This is a genomic window from Nocardioides sp. JCM 18998, assembly GCF_055391535.1.
The window spans coordinates 2,366,470-2,382,958 of sequence record NZ_AP043886.1 but is presented as its reverse complement, the minus strand read 5'-3'; the positions used below and the strand labels follow the sequence as shown (position 1 = coordinate 2,382,958).

Below are 16,489 nucleotides of genomic sequence, written 5' to 3'. Positions count from 1 at the left end.
CCTCCTACGAGAGCTTCGAAGCGCGGTCGAAGACAGCCTAGTATCTCGGCGTGCCCGAGCACCTGCTAGGTCCACATGTCGTGGGTCACCGCGTTGTCATCCGCCGCCTGGTGCGCGGCGAGACCGGCCCCACCGGCGGGCCGGCCTTCACCGACCTCCTCGGCATCTGTACGGCCTGGGGCGAGGGCCGGATGACGCTGGCGCCGGCTGACGGCGCACCGGTGATGATCGCGCTCGCCGACATCGTGTCGGGCAAGCCGGTGCCGCCGCGCCCGTCCCATCTCGCCCGGGTATCGGCGCGCGATGCCGAGCTGCGCGGGCTCGCCCTCGTCCCCGGCGTGGAGACCGTCGAGCTCGGCGACTGGGTGCTGCGCTCCTCCCCCGACACCGGGTCCCGGCTGCTGAAGCGGGCCAACTCCTGTCTGGCGCTGGGCTCGCCCGGGCTGTCGACGGGTGCGGCGCTGGCGACCCTCGTGGCGTTCTACGCCGACCGCGACCGGGCGCCGATGGCACAGGTCGAGCTCGGCTCCACCGTCGAGGAGGAGCTCCGGGCGGCCGGCTGGGCACCCCTCGGCCGCGGCGACTCCTCGTTCCAGGCGGCGCCGGTCGCGAAGCTGCACCGGCTGCTGTCGAGCATCGCGCCGGTGGTCGAGGTGCGAGGAGCGCACGCGACGAGCCTCGAGACCACTCAACGTGTCGAGCTCGAGCTCGAGCACGCGCGCGGCGCGGCCCTGCTGGATGGCGACTGGCTCTGCCTCCACGGACTGGGCGTCGACGCCGAGCACCGTCGCCGAGGCCTGGCCACCGCCGTGCTGGCCGAGCTGGTCGAGTGGGGCGCCGAGCGCGGCGCCCGTACGGCCTGGCTGCACGTGGAGACCGACAACGCACCCGCGCTGGCCCTCTACGAGCGGCTCGGGTTCAGCGAGCACCACGCGATGCGCTACCTGGTGCCGCCGGCCGGAGCCTGCGCGTCCTGATCGGCGCCTTGAGGGTCGCCATCACCATCGACGAGGCCAGCACGGCGACGGCGAGGACGAGCAGTCCGTAGCCGTACCGGCTGCTCTCGATCGCGTAGTCGCCCTCGGGCCGTCCCTGCCAGGCGACCAGGAACGGGATCCACCAGCCGACGGCGTACGGCGGAAGCGTCCACAGCCGGGGCGGGAGCGCCCAGACGACCGCCAGCGAGGCGGCCGCCGAGAGCAGCAGGCCCCAGCCGAGCGTGTGCAGCGCGATCGACGCCAGCCCGATCGCCATGCCTGCGACCAGCAGGCCGATCGCGACCGCCGGGACGACGACGCGCCTCGGGAGGCGGCTCGTCACAGCCCGGCGAAGAGGTCGTCCTCGAGCCCGTCCGCGTTGAGCGGGCCGGGCTTGCCGGCGGCGAGCCGGTAGAACTCCTGGGCGAGCGCCGTCCCGGAGTGGTCGCCGGCCTTGAAGAGCGGGTTCTCGCTCTCGATCTGCGTCGGGTAGGAGCGCAGCGCCGCCATCTTCTGGTCGAAGAAGTCCGAGCCGTCGACCAAGGCGGTGAGATCGGCGTCGGGGGTGAACCACGGCATCGGGCCCTCGGGGTCCATGCCACGGAAGGACTCGGTGTCGCCCGCCTCGCGCATCGCCCGGATCGCCGCCCGCATCCGGCTCTCCGACATGGCACACCAGTAGACCTTGCTGACCTCCCACGCCTCGCCCAGGTCGCGGCGGAAGCTCGGCACGGCGGCGAGCGCGACGGCATAGTGGGTCACCCGGTGGGCCTGGATGTGGTCCGGGTGGCCATAGCCGCCGAAGTCGTTGTACGTGACGGCGACCTGCGGCCTCACCTCCCGGATGATCTGGACGAGATCGGTGGCCGACTTGAGGATGTCGGTGTTGAAGAAGGCGTTGTCGTGCAGCGTGTCCTCGGCGATGGCGTAGCCGTCCGGGTGCCACTGCATGCCGGAGTCGCGGTAGGTGCCGAAGCCGCCGAGCCACCGGTGGTCGGTGACGCCGAGCTCCTTCATCGCCGCCTCGATCTCCGTCTTGCGGTGATCGCCGAGGCGGTCCTCACGGTTGGCCGCGAGATGCTCCAGGTCGGGGACGAGGATCTCGCCCATCTCACCGGCGGTGCAGGTGACGATCGTGACGCCGCGGCCCTCCGCGACGTACTTCGCCATCGTGGCGCCGTTGTTGAGCGACTCGTCGTCGGGGTGGGCGTGGACGAAGAGGGCGCGCTGGTCAGGCTGAGTCACGGCCCCACTTTAGTGAGGGCCTAAAGGGGGCGCTTGATCCGCTTCGGAGCGTCCGGGAGGGGTGCCGGCGCGACCGACGCGTCGGGAGCCTCCTCGGGGAAGTCCATCCAGCCGTCGTACTCGTCCGTGAGCGCCTCGACCATCATCTGCGGGGCGTCGGTGAGCACGGCCCACGGGTGGTCCTCGTCGTCGTCCTCGCCGTGGAAGCGCTCGCGGCTCGCGTGCGCCTCCCAGCCCTCGGCCACGAGTCGCTCGACGACCGCCGTCGCGTCGTCCTCGTCGTAGAAGAACGCCCGCTGGAACGTCTTCGGGCCGGCCAGGATCTCGATGAACGGGCGGTCCGGCTCGAGCCAGTCGACCGTCTCGAGCTCGTCGGGCACGAGCCAGCGGAACGCGTCGTGCTCCTTGGGCCGGACCTCGCCGGCGGTGACGTGGCAGAGCGCCGCCCGGAGCTCGTACTCGTCGCTGATGGGGACGGTGATGTCGAGCCACTCGTCGACGTCGATGAGGCAGCCCAGCTCCTCCCCGATCTCGCGGATCAGAGCCGCCTCGTGGGTCTCGCCCGGCTCGGCCTTGCCACCCGGCAGCTCCCAGCGCCCGGCCGTCTCCGGCGGGGCGGTCCGCCGGCATGCCAGCACCCGTCCGTCACGCACGATCGCCGCCGCCACCACCGTCTGTCGCATGGGCCCATTCTGCCGGGTGCGGTCGTGTCCTCTCGTCGATGCGTGCGTTGACGTACATCGCGATCCGGCCGACGGAGGGCGCCATGGCCAGCGCGGCGATCCGCCCCGGGGGTCGCTTGTCGTTGCGTAGAGACCGGCCGCACCGTACATCCGGCACGACCCACCCATGTGGATGCCGTCGCGCGGGAGGTTCCCATGTCGGTCGCGACGTGAGCGATCGGCCGGGTACGGCAACGCTCGATGAGACGGATGCGGCCTTCCGGGGTAAGAGCTGCGTCCTTGTGCGTCACCCACCCGGCGTCACCGCAACGTCTCGACCGCCGGCTGTCCCAGGAGCCGCCAGGTTGCGCGAGGGTAGTGGTCGTAGCGGATGGCGATCTCGCGAGACAGCAGCGTCATACGTTCGATGGTGCGGCTGTTGCGCAGCGGCCCGGCATCCAACGCGCGGAACGGCAGGCCGCCGAAGAGGTTGATGACGAGTTCCTTCGCGTGCTCGTCATCAGCTGTCACCAGGATGTCCGAGGTCCCTTCCGGGAACTGCGGGTCCTCCAACACGACCCAGAACGTGTTCTTCAAAGCGCCCACGACGGCGGCAGTGGGAACTGTTCGGGCGAGTTCCTCGGCGGCAGAGGTCGTCTCCGGGGTGGTGAAGTCGCTGAAGTCGTCTGTGAAGGGGTTGGCGATGTCGACGAGGACCTTGCCCGTCAGGAGATGCGCGTGGTCGGCGGCGAGTTCGAGGGCGTGGTGGTGCCAGAGGGCGAGGATGATGATGTCGCTGCCGGTGATCGCCTCGCCGATGCTGCGTACCTGAACGTGGTGCAGGCCGAGCTCATCCGTGCGGTGCTGCAGCCTCGCGGGGTCTCGTCCGGCCCATGCCAGCTCGTACGGGCTCGTGGCGAGCACGCGGGTGAGCGCCTCGCCCATGCGTCCTGAGCCGATGACAGCGACGTGGGGAAGGGTGCCGGTGGGTGCGGTGGTGCTCATACGGTCCACCTTGAGTGCCGCGACGGGCATCGCCCAGTGGCCGGTCGGCCTTGCTTCGATAGGATCCGGCCATGCCGCGCGATCTCCATCTCGCCGCTGTCGTCGTCACCAAGGACGCGCCCCTGTTCGAGACATCGGTCCCGATCAGCGTGTTCGGGACCGACCGCACGGACGATGGCGGACCACCCCTACGCGTCATCGTCGCCGCCGAGACCTCGGATGCGGTGACCACCGCGGGCCTGCGCCTGTCTGGGTTGCACGACCTCGACGCCATCGATCAGGCGGGTGTGGTCATCGTCCCAGCCTGGCCACACCCCGAGATGCGACCATCCGAGCACCTGAGCTCCGCATTGCGGCGAGCCATCGCCGAGGGGGCGACCGTGATGGGCTTGTGCATGGGCGCCTACGCGCTCGGCCACGCAGGCATCCTCGACGGCCGCCGAGCGATCACGCACTGGCGTTGGCTGGCCGACTTCACGACCCGGTTCCCCGACGCCATCGTCGACGACTCCGGTCTCTACGTCGACGAAGGACAGGTCATCACGTCCGCAGGAACCGCGGCCGGCCTCGATGCATGCCTGCACTACGTCAGACGCGAATGGGGTTCCCAGCCAGCCTCAGCGATTGCCCGTCGCATGGTGGTCGCTCCACACCGCGCAGGCAACCAGAACCAGTTCGTCACCACAGATCCGCCACGCGCGAGCAGCCCGACGATCGCCGCCGTCCAGGAACGTGTGCTCACACTGCTGCCCCATCACGTCGAGATCGACGAACTCGCCCGCTGGTACGGCACGAGCCGGCGCACATTCGACCGCGACTTCCGCGCAGCTGCCGGCCAATCCCCACTCCAATGGCTGCTCCACCAGCGCATCCTGCATGCCCAGCGACTCCTCGAGACCACCAGCCTCTCCATCGAGCAGGTCGCCCACCACGTCGGATTCAGCAGCGCCATCGCACTACGACCTCACTTCCGACGCGTGCTCGGCCTCAGCCCCCAGGGCTACCGCGCCGCATTCCAGAACACGCCGCCACCCGCCGACGACCTTCCGGCCACCACCATCTAGACGACTCCGGTCGCAGTGCCGGAGGGCCGAGTCGGCGGTGCCGGAGGGCCGAGTCGGCCATAGGGTCGGGGCGTGATGCCGCTTCTGACGCCCACGCCCCTGCCGGGGTGGGGCCAGGTCGGCGAGAGCGTGTCCGTGGCGGAGGTGCTCGAGCGGGCGAGCGAGCGACTGCGGCCGGCGTTCGCGCCGGGGCTGCGGGTGCGCCGGGCGTGGGCCTGGTCGGCGGCGGACCGCGTCGACCGGACCTGGTGGCCGCAGGGCATCACGTGCTCGGCGGACGCCGGCCGTCGCGACCGGCTCCTCCTCGTCTCGTGGTACGCCACGGCCGGGGGCGTACGGATCTCCGTCGTCGACCGGACCACGCACCGGTACGTGCACGTGCCGCTCGCCCTGCCCACAGGTGACGGCGGCCTCGGGCCGCTGCCGATCCACGCCGGCGGGCTCGCCTGGACCGGCACCTGGCTGCACGTGGCGGCGACGGGCCGCGGGCTCTACTCCGCCCACCTCGACGACATCCGGCGACTGCCGAACGGCAAGCTGCTGTGGCCCGTACGCCTGCATCTGCAGCCTCCCCCGGACGACCACGCCCACTTCCGCTACTCGTTCCTGTCGGTGACCGACGAGGGCGAGCTGCTGGCGGGCGAGTACGGCCGGGGCGAGCAGAGCACCCGCCTGGTCCGCTTCGGCCTCGATGCCGACGGCCTCCCGGCGACGGCCATCGCCCTCGACCCCGGGGTTCGGCAGATGCAGGGGGCGATCCGCCGCGGCGAGCGCTACCTCATCACGGCCTCGCGCGGGACGCGGCGACCCGGCAGCCTCGTCGTCGGGAGCGCGAACGCCCTGCGCGAGCACCGCTACGCCACCCCGATCGGCCCCGAGGACCTGACCTGGTCCGACGGCCTGCTGTGGACCGCCACCGAGCATCCCGGCAAGCGCTGGATCGTGGGCCTGAGGCCGCCACGCGCCTGACGCAGGACGTCATGCGCTGCGAGCCCATCGGCCGCAGCGGGCGTATGACGTCCGCTCAGCGCGGCAGACGGGCGAGCTGGCGCGACTGCGCGACCAGACGACCGGTGGAGTCCCAGACCTCGCAGTCCTCCTCGAACATCCCGCCGGCGACGTTGCGGGTCGCGTGCCGCACCCGCAGCCACCCCGGAGCCGGGACGGCGCGGACGTGCGCGGTGAGCTCGAGCGTCGGCGCCCAGCCCGGACGGCCGAGGTCGAAGGTGACCGGCGGAAGGAGGTCGACCACCGTCAGCAGCGAGATCGGGTCCGGCTCGCGGCCGTCCTTGAGCCGGAACCACGCACTGATCACGCCCTCGCCCGTGGGCTGCCCGACCGCCCAGCCGACGTGGTCGGGATGGAAGAGCATCTCGAAGCGCTCCATCATCGGCACGAACCTGCGCATCTCCTCGGGCGCCATCGTGTTGGGTACGCACCGCTCGAGCGGCGGGAAGTCCGGCACCTCGATGGACCTCTCCACCGCGTCAGGCAGGGCGGAGAGGTCGCCGTACGTGGCCAGGGCCGTGATCCGGGCCTCGCCGCCCTGGGCCAGGTCGGCGGCGACGGTCGCGATCGAGCCACCGTCGCGCTTCACCGTCGTGGTGATCGCGGCGGGACCCGGTACGGATGCGCTGAGGTAGTAGGCGCTGACACTGATCGGATCCGGCTTGGGGCGGGCGCTGTCCGCGAGCGTGGCGCGGATCGCGTTGGCCATCGTGGCCAGCAGGTAGCCGCCGTTGATGCCGCCGCCGACGATCCAGCCGGCGCTCAGCTCGGCGGCGTACTCGCCATCGGCGGTCCTGTTCACGGAGATGTCACGGTCGTATTCGGCGCCCACGCCCGCAACCTAGCCGCTGCGCGGCTGACTTCCGCGTTCGCCACCAGCGCTCGCTTGGTCGTCGGACCGCCGCTCACGCCATGATGGCGGCATGGCCCCGGATGCTCCGCACCCCCCGCGCAAGCCCTCGTACGTCTACGCCGTCGGCGACGAGCCGGACCCGCGCTTCACCCTGGCCAACGAGCGCACGTTTCTGGCGTGGGTGCGCACCGCGCTGGCGATGCTCGCCGGTGCGGTCGCGCTGCACTCGCTGCAGCTGCCCGCGACCTCGTGGCTGCGCACCGTCGTGGTGGTGGTCCTGCTCCTGGTCGGCGCGGCCTGCACGGTGCTGGCCTACGTCCGCTGGGCCCGGGTCGAGCGCGCGATGCGGCTGCGTCAGCCGCTCCCGCACTTCTCGCTGGGCTGGCTGCTGACCGCCGCGATCGTCCTGGTCGCGATCCTGCTCGCGTTCACGCTCACCCTCGACTAGGGCTGGTGGGCCTGGGCCCGATCGTGCAGGTCGCCGACCCAGGTGGCCAGCGCGATCACCACGCCGGCGAGCAGCAGCCCGGCCCCGAGGTGCCACTTGAGCAGCGCCGCGCCACAGACGGCGCCCGAGATGATGGCGAGCACGGCAGATGCGCGCCGCGCCGTACCGCCGCCCTTGCCGCTGCCGAGGAACGAGTCGGCGGCGAGGCCGGTGATGGTCGAGGTGACCACGACGGTGGTGACGTCCTTGACCGCCACCAGCCGGGCGGCGGCGGCCTGCATGCCCATCGCGAACGCGGCGATCGTCGTCACCGTGATCTCCTCGGCGCGCGTCGGCGCGCCCTGGTCGATCAGCAGCCACGCACCGAGCGCGAGCATGACGGCGGCGACGGCCGCGAAGATGACGGTCGTACGCCCGTGCCACGTGCGGGTGCCGTGCTTGAGCGTGCGCCCAGCGAGGGCGGCGCCGGCCATGAAGCCGAACAGCGCGAGGGCCGGACCGAGGACCGGCAGCCCGGATCCTCCGACCAGGGCCATGCCGAGGACGACGACGTTGCCGGTCATGTTGCCGGTGAAGACCTTGCCGAGGCCGAGGTAGCCGACGGCGTCGTTGATGCCGGTGGTGAACGTCAGCACCAGCATCAGCCACAGGTGCATCCGCTCGGTCGGAACGGCGATCAGTCGGGCGCGCAGGCTGCTCATCTCATCCTTGTTCATTCGGTGGCGAGGTTCATCCGGTGGCGAGGTTCATCCGGTGGCGAGCGCCTCGGCGGCGACCGCGAGGTCGTCGACGCCGCGGAACAGCTCGTCCGGCTTGTCGGTGGCCAGGTCGAGGTGGAAGCCGAAGAGCGAGGAGTCGACCAGCGTCACCACGCGCGCGACCCGGTCGGGGTCGGCGCCGCAGCGCACCAGGTAGCGCTCCAGCGCCTCGGACCAGCGGTCGTTCGACTCGCGGACCACGGAGCGGTACGGCTCCTGGCCGATCAGGCCGCTCGCGGCCGCCTGGACGTAGACGTCGAGGCAGTTGTGCAGCGGCTCGACGAGGAACGCCTGCCAGAGCTGGTTGACCCCCGCCCGTACGCCGTCGGCGCCCGGCAGCGCGTCGACGGCGGCCATCGACCGGTCGGAGGTGCGGGCCACGACGGCGGCGACCAGCTCGTCGCGGGAGCGGAAGTGGTAGAGCAGCATCCGGTCGCTGGTCCCGATCGCGGCGGCGACCGGGCGGAGGGTCAGACCGATGAGACCGTGCTGGGAGACGTGGTCGGTGACCTGGTCCAGCAGATCGTCGCGTCGGCTCATAGCGCGCAGTATGCCAAAGCTCGTAGCGGGTGCTACAGTCGAGACACCTAATGTAGCGAGCGCTTCATACAAGAAGCAGAGAAAGTGTCGTGAGAATCGTGTTCGTCGCAGTCACGCTACTGATGACGGCCATCGGCTGCGAGGTCGGCGCCACCGCCGTCCTCCCCCGCACCCAGTCCTTCCACCACGTCGGGTGGTCCCTCGTCGTCGTCGGTGGCTACGCCATCGCCACCTGGCTCCTGTCGATCGTCGTCAAGACGCTCCCGCTGGGGGTCGCGTACGCCACCTGGGCCGGCCTCGGCACGGTCGCCGTCGTCGGGATCAGCTGGTTCTCCGGCGAGGAGCTCTCGCTGGTGAAGGTGCTCGCGGTCGCCGCGATCGTCGCCGGCGTGATCGCCCTCAACGCGGGTGGATCGCACGCCGCCTGACGCGCGTCGTACGTCCCGCGCGGCCGGTGTCGGTCGATCGAGGTATGCAGCCCGACCAACACTTCCCGTGCGGAACTCACCGTGGGAAGTGCTGGTTCGCCTGCATACCTCGACGAACCAGCACGCCCGACCGATCAGTCCTCGGGCGCCTCGTTCGGGAACAGGTAGATCTCGCCGTCGCGGACCTCGACCTTGTGCGCGACCGTGTCGGTCGGCGCGGGCGGGCCGAGCACCTTGCCGTTCTTCAGGCAGAACCGCGAGGAGTGCACCGGGCACTCGACGGTGCCGTCCTCGACCCAGCCGTCGGCGAGCGAGGCGACCGCGTGGGTGCAGGTGTCGTTGAGCGCGTAGACCGTCCCGTCGGTGTCGCGCAGCAGGGCGATGTCGTCCTCGGTGCCGGTCACCTCGCTCGAGATCTGCAGGCCCTCCTCGACGTCGAGGTCGTCCAGGCTGGCGACGCGGATTCCGGTGCTCATCGATCTCCTTCGATACGGGACGCTCAGACCGCGGCAGCGGCAGCGCGTCCCGCGGTGCGGCCGCTGAACAGACAGCCGCCGAGGAACGTACCCTCCAGCGCGTTGTAGCCCATCATCCCGCCACCGCCGAAGCCGTTGACCTCACCGGCGGCGTACAGGCCGGCGAGCGGCAGGCCGTCGGCGGTGAGACAGCGACCCGACAGGTCGGTCTCGAGACCACCCAGCGTCTTGCGCGACAGGATGTGCAGCTTGACCGCGATCAGGGGCCCGTTGCCCTCGTCGAGCAGCTTGTGCGGCTTCGCGACCCGCGAGACCTTGTCGCCGAGGTAGTGCCGGGCGGCGTACATCGCGGTGATCTGGGCGTCCTTGGCGAAGCCGTTGTCGATCTGCCGGTCACGGGCCTCGATCAGGCGGCGCAGCGCGACCTCGTCGATCGGTGGACCCTCCGGTGCGACCGCGGCCAGCCGGTTCATCCCCGCGACCAGCTCGGGCAGCGTCGAGGCGACCACGAAGTCCTCGCCGTGCTCCATGAACGCGTGCACCGGGCCGGGGCCCTTGCGCGCCCGGTCGATGACGCCGCGCACCGACTTGCCGGTCATGTCGGGGTTCTGCTCGGAGCCCGAGAGCGCGAACTCCTTGTTGATGATCGACTCGGTCAGCACGAACCACGAGTAGTCGTACCCGGTCGTGCGCAGGTGCTTGAGCGTGCCGAGCGTGTCGAAGCCCGGGAAGTTGGGGGCCGGCAGCCGCTCGCCGGTCGCGTCGAGCCACAGGCTGGAGGGTCCCGGCAGGATCCGGATGCCGTGGTTCTCCCAGATCGGGTCCCAGTTGCGGATGCCCTCGACGTAGTGCCACATCCGGTCGCGATTGATGACGCGGGCACCCGTCGACTCGGTGATCGCGATCATCCGCCCGTCGACGTGCGCGGGCACCCCGGAGACCATCGACGCCGGCGGCCCGCCGAGCCGCGCCGGCCAGCTCTTCCGTACGAGGTCGTGGTTGCCCCCGATCCCGCCGGAGGTGACGATCGTGGCCGGGGCGCGCAGCTCGAAGTCGCCGACCGCCTCACGTGAGGAGGCCTGGCCCCGCTCGACCGCGCTGGGCTCCAGCACCGCTCCCCGGACGCCGACGCAGACGCGGGTGCCGTCGATCGTCTCGATGATCACCTCGTCGACCCGGTGGCGGAACGCGAACCGGATCCGGCCGGCCTCGACATGGGCCCGTACGCGCGCCTCGAACGGCGCCACCACGCCCGGCCCGGTGCCCCACGTGATGTGGAAGCGCGGCACGGAGTTGCCGTGCCCGTCGGCGCGGCCGTCGCCGCGCTCGGCCCAGCCGACGACCGGGAAGACGCGGTGGCCCATCTCGCGCAGCCACGAGCGCTTCTCCCCCGCCGCGAAGTCGAGGTAGGCCTCAGCCCACCGGCGCGGCCACAGGTCCTCGTCGCGGTCGAACTGCGCCGAGCCCATCCAGTCCTGGGTGGCCAGCTCGACGGAGTCCTTGATGCCCATCCGGCGCTGCTCGGGGCTGTCGACGAAGAAGAGCCCGCCGAGGCTCCAGAACGCCTGCCCGCCGAGCGACTGCTCCGGCTCCTGGTCCACCAGCAGCACCGAGCGGCCGGCATCCGCGGCCTCGGCGGCGGCGACCAGCCCCGCCAGCCCCGCACCGACCACGATGATGTCCGCCTGCTGCTCCCCGGCGACCGATCCGGCAACCGACCCTGTGACCTGGCTCATGCCGCCGATCTTGGCATGGATCGCCGCCGGGCTACTGACGGGTACCGGTCGGGCGTCGTCCAGAGGTTCGTCCAGAGTTCCGCCCGCGTTGGCCCGACCCCTTCACCGGAGGCGGGAGGTTGCTGTCATGTCTGACTCTTCTCGGGGCTCCGACCTCACCCGCCGCAGTCTCCTGTCCGCGCTCGGCGCCACCGGTGCCGTCGTCGCCGTCGGCGGTCTCACCGCCACGACAGCCGCCGGTACGCCCGGCGCCACCGGCGGCCGGTACACCGCCGCCGACACCCGGCCCGCCCCCTCACCCACCACCGGCACCCCGGTCCCGCCGGTCTCCGGGCTCCACGTCGGCTTCGGCGCGGACGCCAGCTCGGAGGCCAACGTCAGCTGGCACACGGTCACCACGGTGAAGCGTCCGCGGGTCCTCATCGCCCGCGACGGCGGCGAGTTCGAGCGCGCGGTCTCCGCCGAGGTCGCCTCCTACACCGACGCCAGGTCCGGCACCGTCGTGCACGCCCTGCACACCCGGCTGCGCGGCCTCGAGCCGGACACGTCGTACATGTATCTCGCCTCCCACGAGGGCGCGAAGCCGGAGTTCGGCACCTTCCGCACCGCTCCGCGCGGCCGGGCGGCGTTCCGGTTCACCAGCTTCGGCGACCAGGGCACCCCGACCGTCGGCAAGCTCTCCGGCACGAGGTACGTCAACGACAACCTCGGCTCCCCCGCCGCCGGCGACACCACCATGGGCGTGGAGAGCCTCGAGCCGCTGCTGCACCTGTTCAACGGGGACCTCTGCTACGCCAACCTGGCCAACGACCGGGTCCGGACCTGGGCGGACTTCTGGACCAACAACAGCCGCTCGGCGCGCCACCGCGCCTGGCAGCCGTCGGCCGGCAACCACGAGAACGAGCTCGGCAACGGCCCGATCGGCTACGCCGCCTACCAGACCTACTTCGACCTGCCCCGGCAGAAGGGCCAGACCGACACCACCGCCGGCCTCTGGTACGCCCTCACGGTCGGCGCTGTCCGCTTCGTCTTCATCGCCAACGACGACGTCTGCCTCCAGGACGGCGGTGACAACCGCGTGCTCGGCTACTCGGCCGGCGAGCAGAAGAGGTGGCTCGAGGCCACCCTCAAGGCCGCCCGCGCCGACAAGGACATCGACTGGATCGTGGTCTGCATGCACCAGGTCGCGATCTCCAGCGCGAAGGGCTTCAACGGCTCCGACCTGGGCATCCGCAAGGAGTGGCTGCCGCTCTTCGACACGTACGGCGTCGACCTCGTCGTCTGCGGCCACGAGCACCACTACGAGCGCTCCAAGGCGATCCGCGGCCGGCAGCAGAACCAGACCCTGACCCCGATCCCCACCGTCGAGGCGCTCGACGTCATCGACACCACCCGGGGCACCGTCCACATGATCATCGGCGGCGGCGGCACCTCGGCGCCCTCCAACCAGCTGCTCTACTCGCCGCCGCGGGGCGACGTCATCGTCGCCGTCGCCGACCGGGTCGGCACGGCCAAGGGCGTGGCCACCAAGGTGACCGAGGCGGCGCCGTGGTTCGGCGCGAGCGATGCGGCCAACGCGTACGGCTTCGCCTCGTTCGACGTGGACCCGGGCCGTCCGGGCGGCCGGACCACGATCACCGTCACCTACCACGAGGTCGCCGGGCCGTACGGCACCCTGACGCCGTTCGAGACCTTCACGCTGACCCGCCCGCGCGGGCGCTGAGGCGTACGACCGGCTACGTCCCGGGCGTCCACCGCGGGACGCGCCGGGCGTAGCCGTCGTACGCCTCCCCGAAGTTGGCGCGCATCGCCGCCTCCTCGGCGGGGATCTGGACGCGGTCGATCACCGCGACGAAGCCGGCGACCGGCAGCCAGGTCAGCAGCCCGCCGCGGGCGATCGCGTGTGCGCTGAGCACGGCGGTCATGCCCACGTACATCGGATTGCGGGTCAGGCCGAAGGGGCCCTCCTCCACGATCGTCGACGCCCTCTCCGGATGGACCGGGTCGATCGTGGTGCGGTGCTGACGGAAGGCGGCGGCCGCGCTGGCGAACAGGCCCAGACCGAGACCTGCGGCCGCCACGCTCCCGGCGATCCGCACGGGACCGGGGCGACGACCTCGGTGCGCGAGCACGTGCTGGGCGAGCAGCCCGGCGGCGACGTACGCCGGCGGTGGGATCTTCGGCATGCCCACCAGCCTGCCACCGCACGTCGAACAGCGGCAGGGCCTGCTCGGCTCCGGGGGTCTCAGGCCCGGCCGCGCCGGCCCAGGTTGCGCCACCATGCCGGCGCGACCAGGAACGCCTCGGCCCGCAGGATCGCGACCGAGACGCTCGGCACGTCGGCCACCGACCGGAAGCAGACGAACCGCGGCACCCACTCCGGGCGGAACTTCGCGTTCGCCCGGTAGAGGGACTCGATCTGCCAGAAGCGCGAGGCCTGCACGAGGATCGCGCGCCACAGCCGCAGCACCGGCCCCGCGCCGAGGCGCTCGCCGCGGGCGAACACGTCGCGGAAGACGGCGAAGTTGAGCGAGACCCGCTCGACGCCCAGGTCGGGCGCGGCCGCCATCAGGTCGCTCACCATCAGCTCGATGATGCCGTTCTCGCTGGAGCGGTCGCGGCGCATCACGTCCAAGGAGAGCCCGTCGTCGCCCCATGGCACCATCTGCAGCAGGCCGCGTAGAGCACCGGTCTCGTCGTGGCACAGCACCATGACCGCGTCGCCGTCCTCGGCGTCGGCGAGCCGGCCCAGCGCCATCGAGAAGCCGCGCTCGACGTCGCCGTCGCGCCAGGCGTCGGCACTGGCCACGATGGCCGTACGGGTGGCCCCGTCGAGGTCGCGCACCCGGACGCAGACGGTGCTCAGCCCGGCCCGGTGGCAACGCGCGACGGCCTGACGGACCCCGCGCATCTGGCGTCCCTCGGTGGTGAACTCGGCGCTGTGCAGCACGGCCTCGTCCCCGAGCTCGAGCACGTCGAGGCCCGCGCGGTGATAGGCCTCGGCGCCCTGCCCACTGGCGCCGATGACGCCCGGCACCCAGCCGTAGGAGTCCGCCTCCTCCAGCCAGGCGGCGATCGCCCCCGGCCACGCGCGCGGGTCGCCGATCGGATCGCCTCCGGCGAGCGAGACGCCGCCGACCACGCGATAGCTGACCGCCGCCTTGCCGCTCGAGGAGAAGATCACCGCCCGGTCGTCGCGCAGGGTGAACCACGACAGCGAGTCGACGCCGCCCCAGCGGCCGAGCAGCCCGCGTACGCCCGCGCGCTCGGCGGCGTCGAGCCGGTGCGGTCCGTCGGCGGGCTGCAGGACGGCAAGGACGACGAGGAACACCAGCGCGACGCCGAGCACGGCCAGCCCGACGGCCGCCCGCGTGGCGGCGCCGTGATCGACGAACTCCACCGGCCCCGGGATGCCGACCAGGCCCAGCAGCGCCTCGGTCAGTCGCGACAGCGGCGTGCTGCCGGCGGCGAGCCCGTCCAGGTCGACGCTGATCCAGAGGAAGCCGAGCGCGGTGGCGATCGGGATGCCCGCCAGGATCAGCACGACGACAGCTCGCGGCGAGCGCGGATCGGTGCGAGCCCGGAAGCGATGCCGGGTGGCCAGCAGCAGTGCGAAGACCGCCGCGGTCAGGGTGGCCTCCTCCACGTCGAGTCCCTTGACCAGATGGGCGATCGCGGTGAACCCGGTCAGCGCGGCGGCCAGGAGCCACGCGCGGTGCTGGCCACGGCGCAGGCCGGTGGCCAGGAGCATCAGCATCACCCCGGCCGCGAGCGTGCCGGTGGTGGCGGCCGCCGGGAACACCGGCGGAAGGATCTGGGTGACGGCCTCGACCCGGTGGTGGATCGCCGGCGAGGCCGCGCTGATCAGCGCGACGAGCCCGACCAGCCACACCAGCCGGGCGATCACCCGCGGCGAGCCGAGCCGCTCGAAGGCGCTCGCGGGCCGCGAGCGGTACGCCGCCGGCGGCTGCTTCGGCCGCGCCGGCGGCTCCCCGATGCGCCTGACGCGCACCCGGGTGGCGTCGTCGGAGGGCAGGCCGGCGACAGGCGGGCCGGCGACAGGCAGGCCGGCGACAGGCGGGGCGGCGTGCGGTGCGGACAGGGTGATCGAGCGGCGACGGGTGGCGAGCGGGCCCCGGCCGGTGGTGGTTCCGCGAACAGTGCCCATGCGATGCTCCTCAGAATCGGCCCAAGGAAGGTGACGCCTCCACGATCCGTCGCGAGGTGTGATCACGACCTGACTGTCACGCCGCGCGGGGAACGGCGCCGGTGCTCGGCGCCGTACGGTGAGCCATGCCCGTGGGTCTCCTCTGCGCGATCGCCACCGCGCTCTGCTACGGCGTCGGCTCCGTCCTCCAGGCCGCAGCGGCGGCGGAGGCGGCACCCGCGGGCGACCTCGACCTGCGCCTGCTGGTCACCCTGGCCCGGAGCTGGCGCTATCCGGTGGGACTGGCCCTCGACGCCCTCGGCTTCGTCTTCTCGCTCGTCGCCCTGCGGTCGCTCCCGCTCTACGTCGTGCAGTCGATCGCGGCGAGCTTCCTGGCGGTCACCGCCGTGGTCGGCTCGCTGGTCCTCGGCCTGCGGCTGCGCCGGCGCGAGGTCATCGCCCTGCTGGCGGTCGTGGTCGGACTCGGCGTGGTCGGGCTCTCGGCGGCACCGGAGTCGGCGCAGCCCCTCAGCACGCGGACGCAGTGGCTGGTGCTCGGCGCCGCGGCTCTGCTGGCGATCACCGCGGCACCCCTGGCGCGCCTGGGTGGCAGGGCCGGCGCCTGGGCGCTGGGCGCCGTCGCCGGACTCGGGTTCGGCGTGATCGCGCTGGCCGCCCGCGGGCTCACCGCGACGCTGACCTGGCCCGGCCTGCCCCACGACCTCGATCTCCTGCTCACCGCGCCGGCGACCTACGCCGTGCTGGTGGCCACGCCGCTGGCGCTGGTCGCCTACGCCACCGCCCTCCAGCGGGGCAGCGTCGTCCAGGCGACGGCGCCGCTGGTCGTCGGCGAGACGGTGCTGCCGGCGCTCGCCGGGCTCGCGCTCCTGGGCGATCACACCCGTAGCGGATGGGGCCTCCCGGCGGCGGCGGGCTTCGTCGTCGCGGTGGGCGGGGCGCTGGCGCTCGCGCAGTTCGGCGAGGTGACCGCCGACCCGACGCCTCGGCACGACCCTGCGCCGGCCCATCGGCCGGAGGCGTAGGCCCCCGTCCCCACACGATCAGGTTCTGACCAGAGCCGCGCGCTTTGATGATGAGGCCGGCCGCTCACAACAAGGCGCTGGAGTCGACGCCGGCAGTGG

18 protein-coding genes are annotated in these 16,489 nt (G+C 72.1%); 7 read left to right on the top strand and 11 right to left on the bottom strand.

Features of this window, described 5'->3' with window-relative positions; translation table 11 throughout:
* Positions 1-80 precede the first annotated feature (80 nt).
* Entirely contained in the window at positions 81-977 is an 897-nt protein-coding gene (locus ACZ5L9_RS11125; protein ID WP_464527627.1) for a GNAT family N-acetyltransferase, read from the top strand.
* Here the strand turns inward: ACZ5L9_RS11125 and ACZ5L9_RS11120 are convergent.
* The 4 genes from ACZ5L9_RS11120 to ACZ5L9_RS11105 form a co-directional block, all read right to left on the bottom strand.
* Positions 919-1,320 carry a hypothetical protein gene (locus ACZ5L9_RS11120; protein ID WP_464527625.1) on the bottom strand — a complete coding sequence of 134 codons (402 nt, stop codon included), beginning with the start codon at positions 1,318-1,320 and terminating at the stop codon, positions 919-921. The two genes, ACZ5L9_RS11125 and ACZ5L9_RS11120, sit on opposite strands and share 59 nt — an antisense overlap.
* A complete protein-coding gene (mshB, locus tag ACZ5L9_RS11115) occupies positions 1,317-2,222 on the bottom strand; it encodes an N-acetyl-1-D-myo-inositol-2-amino-2-deoxy-alpha-D-glucopyranoside deacetylase (protein WP_464527624.1) in 906 nt (301 codons plus the stop codon). Before mshB ends, ACZ5L9_RS11120 begins: the two co-directional genes overlap by 4 nt.
* 20 nt (positions 2,223-2,242) lie before the next feature.
* The gene (locus tag ACZ5L9_RS11110) at positions 2,243-2,905 is read right to left on the bottom strand and encodes a (deoxy)nucleoside triphosphate pyrophosphohydrolase (protein ID WP_464527621.1); all 663 of its coding nucleotides are present in this window, start codon (positions 2,903-2,905) and stop codon (positions 2,243-2,245) included.
* Between the two features lie 300 nt (positions 2,906-3,205).
* Positions 3,206-3,889, bottom strand: coding sequence for an NADPH-dependent F420 reductase (locus tag ACZ5L9_RS11105; protein ID WP_464527620.1), 684 nt, complete (start codon positions 3,887-3,889; stop codon positions 3,206-3,208).
* A gap of 71 nt (positions 3,890-3,960) precedes the next feature.
* On the opposite strand from ACZ5L9_RS11105, the gene ACZ5L9_RS11100 reads away from it, so the two are divergent.
* The gene (locus ACZ5L9_RS11100) at positions 3,961-4,953 is read left to right on the top strand and encodes a GlxA family transcriptional regulator (protein ID WP_464527618.1); all 993 of its coding nucleotides are present in this window, start codon (positions 3,961-3,963) and stop codon (positions 4,951-4,953) included.
* Between the two features lie 72 nt (positions 4,954-5,025).
* Positions 5,026-5,922, top strand: coding sequence for a hypothetical protein (locus ACZ5L9_RS11095; protein WP_464527615.1), 897 nt, complete (start codon positions 5,026-5,028; stop codon positions 5,920-5,922).
* Positions 5,923-5,977: 55 nt separating this feature from the next.
* Here the strand turns inward: ACZ5L9_RS11095 and ACZ5L9_RS11090 are convergent, their stop codons facing one another.
* Positions 5,978-6,793 (bottom strand): thioesterase family protein, encoded by an 816-nt coding sequence (locus tag ACZ5L9_RS11090; RefSeq protein WP_464527613.1) that lies wholly within the window; start codon positions 6,791-6,793, stop codon positions 5,978-5,980.
* Between the two features lie 91 nt (positions 6,794-6,884).
* Between ACZ5L9_RS11090 and ACZ5L9_RS11085 the strand changes: the two genes are divergently transcribed.
* Positions 6,885-7,262 carry a YidH family protein gene (locus tag ACZ5L9_RS11085; protein ID WP_464527611.1) on the top strand — a complete coding sequence of 126 codons (378 nt, stop codon included), beginning with the start codon at positions 6,885-6,887 and terminating at the stop codon, positions 7,260-7,262.
* On the opposite strand, the gene ACZ5L9_RS11080 is transcribed toward ACZ5L9_RS11085, so the two are convergent.
* Together ACZ5L9_RS11080 and ACZ5L9_RS11075 are read right to left on the bottom strand one after the other, a co-directional pair.
* A complete protein-coding gene (locus ACZ5L9_RS11080; protein WP_464527609.1) occupies positions 7,259-7,963 on the bottom strand; it encodes a YoaK family protein in 705 nt (234 codons plus the stop codon). The two genes, ACZ5L9_RS11085 and ACZ5L9_RS11080, sit on opposite strands and share 4 nt — an antisense overlap.
* Positions 7,964-8,008: 45 nt before the next feature.
* A complete protein-coding gene (locus tag ACZ5L9_RS11075; protein ID WP_464527607.1) occupies positions 8,009-8,560 on the bottom strand; it encodes a TetR/AcrR family transcriptional regulator in 552 nt (183 codons plus the stop codon).
* A gap of 122 nt (positions 8,561-8,682) precedes the next feature.
* On the opposite strand from ACZ5L9_RS11075, the gene ACZ5L9_RS11070 reads away from it, so the two are divergent.
* Positions 8,683-8,988: a DMT family transporter gene (locus ACZ5L9_RS11070; protein WP_464527605.1), complete on the top strand. Its 306-nt coding sequence runs from the start codon at positions 8,683-8,685 to the stop codon at positions 8,986-8,988.
* Between the two features lie 134 nt (positions 8,989-9,122).
* On the opposite strand, the gene ACZ5L9_RS11065 is transcribed toward ACZ5L9_RS11070, so the two are convergent.
* Together ACZ5L9_RS11065 and ACZ5L9_RS11060 are read right to left on the bottom strand one after the other, a co-directional pair.
* Positions 9,123-9,464 (bottom strand): non-heme iron oxygenase ferredoxin subunit, encoded by a 342-nt coding sequence (locus ACZ5L9_RS11065; protein WP_464527604.1) that lies wholly within the window; start codon positions 9,462-9,464, stop codon positions 9,123-9,125.
* A 23-nt stretch (positions 9,465-9,487) separates the two neighbouring features.
* Complete coding sequence (locus ACZ5L9_RS11060; RefSeq protein WP_464527602.1) at positions 9,488-11,200, bottom strand: FAD-binding dehydrogenase; 1,713 nt, start codon at positions 11,198-11,200, stop codon at positions 9,488-9,490.
* Positions 11,201-11,327: 127 nt separating this feature from the next.
* Here ACZ5L9_RS11060 and ACZ5L9_RS11055 point away from each other — a divergent pair, with 127 nt between their 5' ends.
* Positions 11,328-12,923 carry a fibronectin type III domain-containing protein gene (locus ACZ5L9_RS11055; protein ID WP_464527600.1) on the top strand — a complete coding sequence of 532 codons (1,596 nt, stop codon included), beginning with the start codon at positions 11,328-11,330 and terminating at the stop codon, positions 12,921-12,923.
* Positions 12,924-12,936: 13 nt separating this feature from the next.
* On the opposite strand, the gene ACZ5L9_RS11050 is transcribed toward ACZ5L9_RS11055, so the two are convergent.
* The gene (locus tag ACZ5L9_RS11050) at positions 12,937-13,386 is read right to left on the bottom strand and encodes a methyltransferase family protein (RefSeq protein WP_464527598.1); all 450 of its coding nucleotides are present in this window, start codon (positions 13,384-13,386) and stop codon (positions 12,937-12,939) included.
* Positions 13,387-13,445: 59 nt separating this feature from the next.
* Positions 13,446-15,368: a phosphatidylglycerol lysyltransferase domain-containing protein gene (locus ACZ5L9_RS11045; RefSeq protein WP_464527597.1), complete on the bottom strand. Its 1,923-nt coding sequence runs from the start codon at positions 15,366-15,368 to the stop codon at positions 13,446-13,448.
* Positions 15,369-15,493: 125 nt separating this feature from the next.
* Between ACZ5L9_RS11045 and ACZ5L9_RS11040 the strand changes: the two genes are divergently transcribed.
* Positions 15,494-16,390, top strand: coding sequence for a hypothetical protein (locus ACZ5L9_RS11040; protein ID WP_464527594.1), 897 nt, complete (start codon positions 15,494-15,496; stop codon positions 16,388-16,390).
* Positions 16,391-16,489 lie beyond the last annotated feature (99 nt).